Origin of the sequence: Vibrio sp. Of7-15 (assembly GCF_022347565.1) — a bacterium.
Taxonomy (GTDB): Bacteria; Pseudomonadota; Gammaproteobacteria; order Enterobacterales; family Vibrionaceae; genus NORP241.
The window spans coordinates 26,328-38,095 of sequence record NZ_JAKRGH010000010.1; the positions used below are offsets into that span (position 1 = coordinate 26,328).

The 11,768-nt window shown below is 41.3% G+C and carries 11 protein-coding genes and 2 pseudogenes; 6 read left to right on the forward strand and 7 right to left on the reverse strand.

Translation table 11 applies throughout. From position 1 onward, the window contains the following. Positions 1-29 precede the first annotated feature (29 nt). Positions 30-932: a DNA-binding transcriptional activator PunR gene (punR, locus tag MHO82_RS12500; RefSeq protein ID WP_239184286.1), complete on the reverse strand. Its 903-nt coding sequence runs from the start codon at positions 930-932 to the stop codon at positions 30-32. Between the two features lie 100 nt (positions 933-1,032). Here punR and punC point away from each other — a divergent pair, with 100 nt between their 5' ends. The 3 genes from punC to MHO82_RS12515 all read left to right on the forward strand — a co-directional run bounded on the left by punC (position 1,033) and on the right by MHO82_RS12515 (position 3,661). After that, positions 1,033-2,241, forward strand: coding sequence for a purine nucleoside transporter PunC (gene punC / locus MHO82_RS12505; RefSeq protein WP_239184287.1), 1,209 nt, complete (start codon positions 1,033-1,035; stop codon positions 2,239-2,241). Between the two features lie 288 nt (positions 2,242-2,529). Beyond that, the gene (locus tag MHO82_RS12510; protein WP_239184288.1) at positions 2,530-3,195 is read left to right on the forward strand and encodes a Bax inhibitor-1/YccA family protein; all 666 of its coding nucleotides are present in this window, start codon (positions 2,530-2,532) and stop codon (positions 3,193-3,195) included. Between the two features lie 136 nt (positions 3,196-3,331). Beyond that, the gene (locus tag MHO82_RS12515; protein ID WP_239184289.1) at positions 3,332-3,661 is read left to right on the forward strand and encodes a TusE/DsrC/DsvC family sulfur relay protein; all 330 of its coding nucleotides are present in this window, start codon (positions 3,332-3,334) and stop codon (positions 3,659-3,661) included. Positions 3,662-3,702: 41 nt separating this feature from the next. On the opposite strand, the gene yccX is transcribed toward MHO82_RS12515, so the two are convergent. Next, positions 3,703-3,975: an acylphosphatase gene (gene yccX / locus MHO82_RS12520; protein WP_239184290.1), complete on the reverse strand. Its 273-nt coding sequence runs from the start codon at positions 3,973-3,975 to the stop codon at positions 3,703-3,705. Positions 3,976-4,069: 94 nt separating this feature from the next. Here yccX and MHO82_RS12525 point away from each other — a divergent pair, with 94 nt between their 5' ends. Next, positions 4,070-5,485, forward strand: a complete 1,416-nt coding sequence (locus MHO82_RS12525) for a methyl-accepting chemotaxis protein (RefSeq protein WP_239184291.1) — start codon at positions 4,070-4,072, stop codon at positions 5,483-5,485. 152 nt (positions 5,486-5,637) lie between these two features. Next, positions 5,638-6,828 (forward strand): class I SAM-dependent methyltransferase, encoded by a 1,191-nt coding sequence (locus MHO82_RS12530; RefSeq protein WP_239184292.1) that lies wholly within the window; start codon positions 5,638-5,640, stop codon positions 6,826-6,828. A 78-nt stretch (positions 6,829-6,906) separates the two neighbouring features. Here MHO82_RS12530 and MHO82_RS12535 read toward each other — a convergent pair whose 3' ends face one another. The 5 genes and pseudogenes from MHO82_RS12535 to MHO82_RS12555 all read right to left on the reverse strand — a co-directional run bounded on the left by MHO82_RS12535 (position 6,907) and on the right by MHO82_RS12555 (position 9,693). Then, positions 6,907-7,365, reverse strand: a complete 459-nt coding sequence (locus MHO82_RS12535; protein ID WP_239184293.1) for a GNAT family N-acetyltransferase — start codon at positions 7,363-7,365, stop codon at positions 6,907-6,909. A gap of 115 nt (positions 7,366-7,480) precedes the next feature. Beyond that, complete coding sequence (locus MHO82_RS12540) at positions 7,481-8,257, reverse strand: nucleotidyltransferase domain-containing protein (RefSeq protein WP_239184294.1); 777 nt, start codon at positions 8,255-8,257, stop codon at positions 7,481-7,483. Between the two features lie 108 nt (positions 8,258-8,365). Then, positions 8,366-8,836 (reverse strand): GNAT family N-acetyltransferase, encoded by a 471-nt coding sequence (locus tag MHO82_RS12545; protein ID WP_239184295.1) that lies wholly within the window; start codon positions 8,834-8,836, stop codon positions 8,366-8,368. An 87-nt stretch (positions 8,837-8,923) separates the two neighbouring features. Next, positions 8,924-9,112: pseudogene (locus MHO82_RS12550) on the reverse strand (GNAT family protein); the annotation flags it as partial. A gap of 63 nt (positions 9,113-9,175) precedes the next feature. After that, a pseudogene (locus tag MHO82_RS12555) lies at positions 9,176-9,693 on the reverse strand (GNAT family N-acetyltransferase). A gap of 352 nt (positions 9,694-10,045) precedes the next feature. Here MHO82_RS12555 and MHO82_RS12560 point away from each other — a divergent pair. Further along, positions 10,046-11,608, forward strand: coding sequence for a PAS domain-containing methyl-accepting chemotaxis protein (locus MHO82_RS12560; protein ID WP_239184407.1), 1,563 nt, complete (start codon positions 10,046-10,048; stop codon positions 11,606-11,608). The last annotated feature ends 160 nt before the right edge of the window (positions 11,609-11,768 follow it).

The window sequence follows — 11,768 nt, forward strand, 5'->3', positions numbered from 1 at the left end:
TTCAGAGCATATATCAACATAGTGATAACCTATTTCAACCACTCACGATGCAACTTCTCACTGTATCCTAGATAATCCAGTAACCAACTGAGTGCTGGGCCTAAACTGTCATTATTCCATGCTAAGCAACACAAACTGTCTGGGTGAGGCTGCGCTAATGGCTTGCGAACAAGCTCCCCTTTCTCAATTAATGCTTGAGCGCGGTGAGCTGGCATCACTCCAACGCCAAGCCCAGCTTTAAAACATTGCTCTGCACTGTGCCAATTAGGTACTACCAAACGACGCTGGTTATCCAGCAACCAAGTAGTCCGTTTTGTTAAGTTCCGAGACGTATCTTCCAAACAAATAGCCGGATACTGAACAAGTTCTGACTCTTCAAGCGGCTGAGTCGATGCTGCTAAAGGATGCTCGGGGCTTACCACAAACCACCATGACAATGATCCCATATCACGAAATGAGAAATTACCGCCCACAGGAATAGCCGTGGTTGCGCCAATGGCAATATCCGCACGTCCATCAGACAATGCGTCCCAAACCCCGTTAAACACATCCATAGTCAGTAGTAATTCAATATCAGGAAACTGATTATAAAAATCGCGTACTAATTGGTTAACACTGTCCTCACGCACAATATTATCCAAAGAAACAGAAATACTTTTTTGCCAACCATTCGCAACACGCTGGGTTTGTTGCCTAACCTCTTCCATCTGTTTTAATAACTTTCTCGCCTCTTCCACGAAAAAGTGCCCTGCGCTCGTCAATTCAACTTTTCGGTGCAACCGATTAAACAACGTAACCGCCAATTTATCTTCCACTGAGCGGATCGTATAACTGATTGCACTAGGTACTTTGTGCAATTCTTGGGCAGCCGCCGAAAAACTGCCCCGACGAGCAACAACATCAATAATGACTAATTCTTGGTGAGAAAACATACACATCAATTTTTTTGAAAGCAATTGATAAAATATACCGTTTCACAGCCCGAATTGACAGATATAGACTCTGCGCCGATAACACTATAGAGATCTACTTATGAAAAATAATAATCAATCAATTCCATATCTTTGGCTAGCTGGCTTAAGTATGCTTGGCTTTCTCGCAACAGATATGTACCTGCCTGCTTTTGACATCATCAAAGGCGATTTAGGCACATCTCAAAATTTGATCAGCTGGACACTAAGTGTGTTTCTTCTGGGTATGGCGCTGGGCCAATTAATCTATGGGCCGCTTTCTGAGCGTCATGGAAAAATCAAAACTCTATCTGCGGGTATGGGCTTATTCAGCATCAGCAGCCTAGTTTGTGCTTTTGCGCCAAACATTGAAACCCTATTAGTAGCAAGGTTCTTCCAAGCATTAGGGGCCTGTAGTGCAACCGTAATTTGGCAAGCTGTCGTTATTGATCGATACGATGGAAAAGTGTCACAGCGCATTTTTGCCACCATCATGCCTTTGGTTGCTTTATCGCCAGCATTGGCTCCTTTAGTTGGCGCAGCACTAGAAAAACACCTTGGTTGGTCAAGCATATTTTTAACGCTATCTGCTATTGGTGTGCTTCTGATTCTACGTAGCATGACGGAAAAAGAAGCTCCGAAAACAGAAGAAAATAACCAAAATATCATTCAGCAGCTAACCACAAACTACCGATTCATTCTCAAGTCAAATAGTTTCAAGGGTAATATGCTGATTTTTGCGGCATGTTCAGCAGCATTTTTTGCATGGCTAACAGGCTCGCCTTTCATCATGACTGAAATGGGTTACTCTGGTACCGACATCGGCCTTAGCTATGTACCTCAAACTATTGCATTTATTGTTGGTGGCTACGGCTGTCGCGCCCTACTGACCAAGTTTGAACCACAACAACTTCTGCCATGGTTACTAAAGCTATTTGTAGTAAGTGTATTAGTGATTTTCTTGGTAGCGTGGCGCACAGAACCAACCAGCATTATTCCACTGTTGATCCCATTCTGTTTCATGGCGGTAGCGAACGGTGCGATTTACCCAATCGTGGTAAACAGTGCATTAACAGAGTTCAAGTCATGCAGTGCATCTGCGGCTGGGTTATTAAACTTCTTACAAACCATGATTTGCTTCGGAGCAAGTGCGCTGGTGTCGGCACTAAGTCAATACGGTGTTTTTTCAATGTCTACCGTTATGCTCGTGCAAGGCGCGGTGGTTTTTGTGGGCTTAGTTTTGGTTTATAAAGCAAAACGTAACAATGAACAATTAGCCACAAATAGCTAATAAAATCATAGCTTCGCCGAATGTTATTAACACTTCGGCGAACTTTTTCTTCTTTTTCCCTCCTAGATAACACTTCCTAATCCCCTGTTTTTGCGTAAGAATAATCAGACTTGTAACACATAGTTACAACTTGACTGCAATAATCAGCAACCAATGTCGTAATATAGGCATTAATAAATTCACAAAATTTTGGTCGGAAAAAGTAGAATCAGAACTAGACTTGAATTTCTGAACTTTTACCTCCATATATGTCTTATAAAGAAATAATGGAACCCTAAGGGGAGAAATATGAACAACTCAATGTTTTCACAAGCTTCAACTCGTGAAAGTGCGCTACAAACAAACAAAGTTCTACGTAACACTTACTTCCTACTATCTATGACCCTAGTATGGTCTGCAGTAGTCGCTGGTGCAGCAATGGTATTTAACCTACCTCACCCAGGATTCATCATTACTCTAGTTGGTTTTTACGGCCTACTTTTCTTAACGGAAAAGAACCGTGATAACAGCATGGGTATTGTATTTACTTTCCTATTAACAGGCTTCATGGGATACACACTAGGCCCAATCCTAAATGCTTATTTAGGTGCTGGTATGGGTGACATGGTAGTAACCGCTCTTGGTGGTACTGCAATGGCCTTCCTAGGTGCTTCTGCATACGCGCTAACGACAAAACGTGACCTTTCATTCCTTAACGGTATGCTAATGGCTGGTTTTGTTGTTCTTCTTGTTGGTGTAATTGCAAACATCTTCCTACAGATGCCAATGCTATCACTGGCGATCAGCAGCATGTTCATCCTGTTCTCAACAGGTGTGATTCTACTTACAACGCAATCAATTGTTCGTGGCGGTGAAACTAACTACATCTCTGCAACAGTTAGCTTGTACGTATCTATCTACAACCTATTCATCAGCCTACTAAGCATCCTAGGCATCATGAACAGCGATGACTAATATCACCACTAAGTGATACTGTTTTAAGGCCTGCCATTTGTGCAGGCCTTTTTATTTTTCTTTCATTAGCACAAATACTTGCCAGTACTGCCCTTCCTTAATTATCCTTATACAGAACACATAATAGAGAACACTTATGTTTGAATACAAAGGCCAGCAAATTGAGACTGATGCTCAAGGCTATTTAAAAGATCATACCGTTTGGGATGAAGAGATGGTGCCCGTTTTAGCAGAACATGAAGGCATTGAATTAACAGAATCACACTGGGAAGTGATTTTATTTGTACGTAAATTCTATCTTGAGTTTAATACATCTCCTGCTGTTCGCATGTTGGTGAAAGCAATGGAAAAAGAACACGGCCCAGAAAAAGGCAACAGCAAATACCTATTTAAGTTGTTCAAGCAAGGTCCTGCAAAACAAGCAACCAAACTGGCTGGCTTGCCTAAACCCGTAAAATGCTTGTAATAACCACTTGAAAATACGAATAATAAGCAGGCCACACCTGCTTATTTTATTGTAAACCCAGAGCATTTTTGCCAAGGCTGCCACTCTAATTTCAAATTATCCACACGCGATGTCTTCGGGCCATGCTCTAGCCATTTTTCTAAAATCTTAAGTTTATCTTCACTACCGCAAGCGAACACTTCCACATCGCCCGTATCAAGGTTTTTAGCATATCCCGTTAAACCTAACTTTAACCCTTCATGAGTAGTGTGATACCGAAAACCGACCCCTTGCACCCTTCCTGATACCAACGCCTTAAAACATAATTGTGACATATGTCACCGCCTCGAATTTTTTATTACAAAGTTATCATTAAAAACTATCGACCAAGTTACAATGCATCGGCCTATAAAACAAATGGACTTAATTATGAAAGAAGTAGCATTCCGATGGATTGATAAGTATTTGATTCACATTAAACTGCAAGAGAAGTTCTATTTACTCTTTTTTCTTCCCTTGCTTGTTCTCATTATTCTAGCAGCCGTACTGGATAATGCTGCCGACTCTATTTTACAAGACACGATGAACAATCAGGTTCAAATTGTGGCACATGTTCTTGATAAATATAATGTTAGCCAAGCTGACGCAGCTCAAATTTTAAGTCAAACACCCGATCTGATGATCAACAGCAACAACAGTAACGCTATTTCAGCTCATGTTACTCAAGGCGATTACCGTATTTCGTCAGCACACGATTTCAGCCTTTGGTATGCCCTATCTGCCTTTCAAATCACATTGATCAGCATTGCTGTTGTCCTAGCTGGTATTGCTATTTATTACATCATGACCTTCATTGGCGGCGCCATGTTCACGATGAATAAGGCGCTTCAAGCTCTTTCTACTGGCGATTTGACTAACCGCATGAACTTCTTCCCCGTTCGTGATGAATTTAGCACCATTGCCATCACAATTGATAAAGTGTCTGAACGTGAACAAAAACTAGTGCTTGCCATGCAAGAATCTGTAGCTTTAATGCAGCAAATTAGCTCTGATTTATCCCAATCAGCTCAGCAAAGCAGCTCTATCTCTCATACTCAGCAAAGCCACCTAGACTCTTTAGCCAGCGCCACAGAGCAAATGGCATCAACAATTCGTGAAGTGGCGAGCCATGCTCACGATGCCTCTAGCCAAACGAATGAAGCCACCAATGCAGCGGAGTCTGGCAAAGGCAAGGTCAATGAAACAGTAACCTCTATTACCACTCTCAGTAATGAAATCAATTCTGCTGCTCAGGCCGTTGAAGAACTGGATGCCAATGCCGCACAAATTGATGATGTGGTCACCACCATCAGTTCTATTTCGGAACAAACCAACCTACTCGCTTTAAATGCAGCTATTGAAGCGGCTCGTGCTGGCGAACAGGGCCGTGGTTTTGCGGTAGTTGCCGACGAAGTCAGAACACTTGCTAGCCGAACACAACAAGCCACGGTTGAAATTCAAAATATGATTGAAGCTCTACAGAGTAACAGTAAATCACTAACGCAATTAATGACTCATACCGTGAGTAACGCTACCAACGGCCAGCAATTAATGGCATTAGTGAACGATGAAATTGGTAACATAGCGCTTCGAAATCAAAATATCTCTGATCGCAGCATTGAGATTGCCGCAGCGGCTGAAGAGCAAGGTGCTGTCGCCGATGAGATCGCCTCAAGTGTCGAGCAGGTGCGTAGCCAGTCTCAAGAGGTACATCACATGGTGCAGACATCAGTGCAAAACATCGAACAACTCAAACACCAAGCGAACGAGCTGGAATCTTTAATGAGTGGTTTAAAAGCCTCATAATAAGAAAAACACAAGCAGCCTAATACACTTGAACATTTAGGCTGCTCTTCCCCCCCCTACTGACTTTATTCATTTTATCTTCAATACAAATTGCTTTTCTGATCATCATCACAGAAAATACGCACCTTAATTTCTTATAAAAAGAGCATTTAATGACCGCTTCTATTTATCTAGTCAAAGGCCGTGATAAAGCCCTTCGTCGTCGCCACCCTTGGATTTTTTCTCGTGGTATTCAAAAAGTTGAAGGTAAACCAGGTCTGGGTGACACGGTTGAAATCTATGATCACCAAGGTCAATGGCTAGCCCGTGGTGCTTATTCTCCACAATCACAAATCCGTGCTCGTGTATGGACTTTCAAAAAGAAAGAAGCGGTTGATACACAGTTCTTCATCAATAAATTAAACCAAGCTCAAGCACTGCGAGATGTACTTGCTGAGCGTGATGGGTTAACAGGCTACCGCCTTATTGCCGCTGAATCTGATGGTTTACCAGGCATTACGATTGACCGTTACCAAAACTTTTTTGTTTGTCAGCTGCTAAGTGCGGGTGCTGAAGCACAAAAAGACAACTTAGTTGAAGCCCTAAAAGCCTGCTACCCAGATTGTAATATTTACGAACGCTCAGATGTGTCTGTTCGTAAAAAAGAAGGCTTAGAAGAACGCACTGGCGTATTACATGGTGAAGAGCCACCAGAGTCGGTTGTTATCGAAGAAAACGGTGTGAAAATCAGCGTAGATATCGTCAACGGCCATAAAACTGGTTTCTACTTAGATCAACGTGATAGCCGTGAGCGTGCAGCAAAATACGTAAAAGATAAGTCAGTACTAAACTGCTTCTCTTACACAGGTGGTTTTGGTTTATATGCCCTAAAAGGTGGTGCAGCCAAAGTAGTTAATGCTGATGTTTCGCAACTGGCTTTAGACAATGCGAAAAACAACGCAGAAATTAACGGCTTTGATGTGTCTAAAGCTGAGTTCCTAAATGCTGATGTATTTAAACTATTGCGTGAATACCGTGAAAATGGCACCAAGTTTGATGTTGTTATCATGGATCCACCAAAATTTGCCGAGTCTAAAGCTCAACTAAACGGTGCATGCCGTGGCTACAAAGACATCAACATGCTGGCCATGCAGATCTTAAAACCTGGTGGAACGCTATTAACCTATTCTTGCTCTGGTTTAATGGAACAGAATTTATTCCAAAAAATCATTGCCGATGCCGCGTTAGATGCTAACCGCACCGTGCAATTTATCGAGCGCTTTGAACAAGCCGCTGATCACCCAATTGACAGCGCCTACCCAGAAGGTTTCTACCTAAAAGGTTTTGCTTGCCACGTTAAATAAGTAGCCCCCCTACTTCAGCCAGCTTGAAGACCTTTCAGGCTGGCTACTTCCTCTTCAACACTGGCTTCACAAGGCACCTCATCGAGCCAAGTGTGTTCGTACTAACGACATTGGTACAAATCGAATCCCATTAAATTCAGCTTCATCGCCTGTGGTGACAAAACCATGATGACTATAGAAGCTCACCGAATTGACCGCCGAACGCAAGCTGATTTCACTAGCGTCAGTTGAGCCTAATAAATGATTAAGTAACTCACGACCTAAGCCAGCACCTTGAGCTTCCTTCGATATAAAGAGATGCGTTAAATAATTACCATCGCGCAACGCAGCAAAACCAAGCAATCTACCACCTGAAACAGCTTTTATCGCTAAGCAGTTTTCACCATTAAATGTAAGGCACAAGTCAGGAATAACTCGCTCACTAAACTCTTCCTTCCCTTGTGCATTAAGCAGTGGGAATATATCTATCTTTGACACTTCTGAAACAAGGCTTGCCACTGTATCTAAGTCTGTCGGTACAACTTTTTGAATATCCATATTTCCTCCAAGCCCAGAGTAACAATAACCGGATAAATTATTTTCAATAGGGTGAGCTTCAACATCATCTCTGATGAATAAAAACTAACCGCACCGAAAAATCATAACGTCCTTGTTAAATTACGCTGTCACGTAAAAGTGAATTTAGCGATTCTATGTACGATCTATCCAGCGCAGGAGAATCGTTATAATTTTCTAAACGATTTAGTTCAGTTTCTATGAAAAAGTTAAGCTCAGGTATAGCAGATACAAACTCTTTTTCTAAGCTCTTCTTTTTCCGCTCTAGTAAATCAGAGATTACTATATCTAAATCTGTCCCAGTGGCTATTAATGAGCGCAATGTATCAAACTCAATTGGAGCTGGTTCTTGGTATTTCTCCAGCCACATTATTGACAGTAAAGGACGCAGAACATAGAAGTATTTTTTAAGTGGTACATTTTTACCTTTGAGATAACCTCTGTAATTTGTTTTAGCCATACTCCTGTAGTGATAGATTCCTTTTTCTACAGAGTAAACATCGCCCAAGAGTTTTCTTGCACCTTGAGCAAAAACATTATCATCGACATACACAATAGGTGACTGAAGCCACTCAACAATTGCAGGGTTAGATTTCCTAAATAGCTGTAATGCTTTTCTTACATCCCACCCATTAATATCTATTTCATCTACTATCTCGTACTCAATAACATCACGTTTTAACTCCAAATCAACAGATAAATACCAATCTTTAGGGTGGGCATATATAAATCTTACATCATAGTCACTATTTGGAGATTCAAACCCCCAAGCCCTACTACCTGACTCTATTGCATATAAAACTTTTACATTGTGCTCTTTTTCAGCATTTTTAATTCTTCTAAGAATTTCTTTCTTTATATTTTCTTTTATCATAATTAGATCGTATACATTCCCACGAATGTTATTGTATTAAGCTAACGCCTATAAAAAGTATCCCAATATTAAACTCGCCAAGTGTAACGAGTCACCTTGATGACCTGATTAATTTTTTGTTCGTTTCGCCATGTTAATGCCTGTCGCTTTAAAACCCAGTTCCTTATAAAGCTTGAATGCACGCTCATTATCGTATGCAACCAATAATTCAACCTGATCTATGCCACTATCGGCCCATGAATGATTCAATGCCTGAAACACTTGGCTGCCATAACCTTTTCCTTGGTATTCGGGCAAGATCTGAAAATCATAAATAAACGCAGAGTTTTCGCTCAACAGATACCAAAAATAACCAAGCAAACGGGTTATCCCATTAAGCTCTACTTCAAAGCTAAGAAGAATATTGTTTTCCGTGTTTAGCCCCATAGGCAAGCATTCATCAAATTCCGTATTCGCTAACTGTATTCCCTCCATATAAGAGACATGTTTTGCGTCAGCTAACTCTTGGCCTCTAAACTCATTTGAATAGGCTCTGTAATCGATGAACTCTTCTTGGGTCATATTTCGATATGAAATCATTATTGCTTTCCTTAATTATCGTTTTTTAAGAAAGTTAACGCAGGACGAAGCTATAAACTAGCCTTGAACGATTCATTATTCGCTTTATTAATTGTCAGCAAGTAACCCATAAATCGCAGAGTCTGATACAACGCCACTAATTTCCCACCGCTGCTTCAAATGCCCTTCTTTTTCAAACCCTAGTCGCTCCAATGCCTTACCTGATGAAATATTATCTGGATCGATTTCAGCCTCGATTCGACGCAAGTGTAAAGAATTAAATGCGTAGTCAATTAGGCACCAGTTCTAAAACCAAAAATGCCGAGTTTAGTATATTATCTTAATTACTTTGTTATACCACTACTCGCACCTGACCCAATATCTTGCAATTGGATTAGGAAAGACTTTACCCATAACGATATTCTCAAACATACCGCCATTACCCTCAATGACTTTACGAGATGCAAGGTTATCTTCATCTGCTGTCACCAAAGCTTTCTTAATGCCTAATTCTTTAGCTTTAGTTAAAGCGAGTTTGAGCATAGTTTACCATGACCTTTTTTGCGGCGTGATGGAGCGATGTCATAACCAATATGCCCCGCTTCTAAGGTTAGAAATTCATTATCGATATTATGTCGGACACGGATTGCCCCCATAATCACACTTTCATCATTAACTAACCAAAAGTGGCTACAGGGAACATAACCTTCAGGGAGGTTAATGCCTTTCGCTTCATCGGATAATCGCTGAACATATGATGGGAAATCCTTTTTGCCAGGCGAGTAATACTCAGCATTTTCTACGTCTTTTTGAGCAAAATCGTCATAAAAATCGGCAAATGCAGATTCGAGATCTAACGATGGTTTAACTAATTCCATGAATTCTCTCCAATAATGTATCGCGACATACTATAATGCCTGAGAAGCATTTCTCCCTTACATTACGTGAAATATACGACTTAATCCGCATATCCAAGCCAATACAGCACGGTGGAAACCACTACCACATCAAAGCCTTACTAATTCCAAAATATCAGCGCATATGCACAGAATCTACGTTTGTTCCATTAGATTTTTTCACAAAAAACCTTCGTAACCGCTCAAAACAGAATAAATACGAGCACTGATATCTATTAATAGTTTTCTATTTTCTGTAATATCCAGCACAAAGCATCCGTGCTACTTATTAAAATAATCTACCCATTTAGTTTAGGATTGATACCCAGTGCTTATGAAGTCTAATGCGACTGTCAATCAAGAAGTCACTTTTTCTGCCGAACAACAACTCGTCTCAACAACGGATCTTAACGGTGTAATTACTTACTGCAACCAGGCTTTTTGTCAAGTCGCAGGCTATACCGAAGAAGAATTGCTTGGCCAAAACCATAATATTATTCGTCATCCAGACATGCCAAAAGCGGCTTTTGGTGATTTATGGGAACACCTGAAAAAAGGCAATGCTTGGCGTGGCATCGTAAAAAACAAATGTAAAGATGGCAGATACTACTGGGTGGATGCTTATGTCACTGCCATTTACGAACATGGCCGTGTGGTCGGCTACCAATCTGTTCGTGTTAAGCCAAAAGCCAATTACGTGAAAGTGGCAACAGCAGCATACAAAGCCCTTTTAAAAAACGAAAGGTCAGGTGGTGGCGCTTCTTTGTCATTACCCAAAGAACTGAAATACATTCTATTAGGGGCCGCTGTTTTATCAGCACCTATTGTAAGTACCTTCACTCACGGCTTTTCACTAAGCAGTATGCTCACTTTCGCTCCTATGGTTGCATTAGGCTTGTTTTTTAGACAAGAGCTGTTTACTACCCCAGGTAAACTCAGCCAGCTGAGCAATGAATACGACAGTATTTGCCGACTAATCTTTTCAGGTAACGATCAATACTCCGCAGTGGATTTTCATATAAAGTTACTGCGTGCTCGTATACGCACAGTACTGGGCAGAATGACAGATGCAGCAGAGCCATTACATGATTTATCCGATCACTTAAGTGATACCGCAACCCGCGTAAATAACTCTATTGCGGAGCAGAATGCCAACATTCACAATGTGGTATCTGCCATTACCCAAATGTCTCAATCGGCTCAAACCGTATCGGACAATGCCAATATCACCAATGAGCTGATCAGTGAAACACGCCTTAAATGTGAAGAAAGCCGCCAGAGCCTCACTGAAACCCAAACAAGTTTAGATGCCCTAGTTCAGCAAACAGAGCAAGCCAGTTCAGTGACCAACAAACTGATTGAAGATACGGAAAGTGTATCGGCGGCCATGTCTGAAATCAGTGGGATTGCAGACCAAACTAACTTATTGGCTTTAAACGCAGCCATTGAAGCCGCCCGTGCTGGCGAGCATGGTCGTGGTTTTGCAGTGGTTGCTGATGAAGTTCGTAGCTTGTCATCACGAACACAAAGTGCCACCGAACAGATTCAAGACAACATGGATCGCATGAAAGAAACCATCGATGAATGGCGGACCTTAATTGATGGCAACCAAACCACAACGCAGCATAGCCTAACCAGTTCGCAACAAAGCTTAGACCGCATGATGGATGTAGAAAGCAACATGCAAGATGTGCTGAAGCTAACAGAGCAAGTGTCTTTATCTTCTAAAGAGCAAGAAGAAGTGGCGTTAGAGATCCGTGATCGTGTCAGCCAAATTGCAGATACATCGGAAACGAACCTACAGGCAGTAAATGAAGTCGAACACTCAAGCGCGAAGCTCAAAACAAACGTCGATGAGTTCTATCACTTAGCAGAACGTTTCGAAAGCCACGCCTAAACATCGGCTCTGCGTCTTCTGAACTATAGAGGCGCAGAGCTCATTCACATTGTATCAAAATCACTGTCTACTTTACGTAATAGTTAGTTTTATTATCTTCAAACCAAAAAAATAACAGAATAAAGAGTCGTAGTTTCTTATCTAACAGAAAAACCCACTT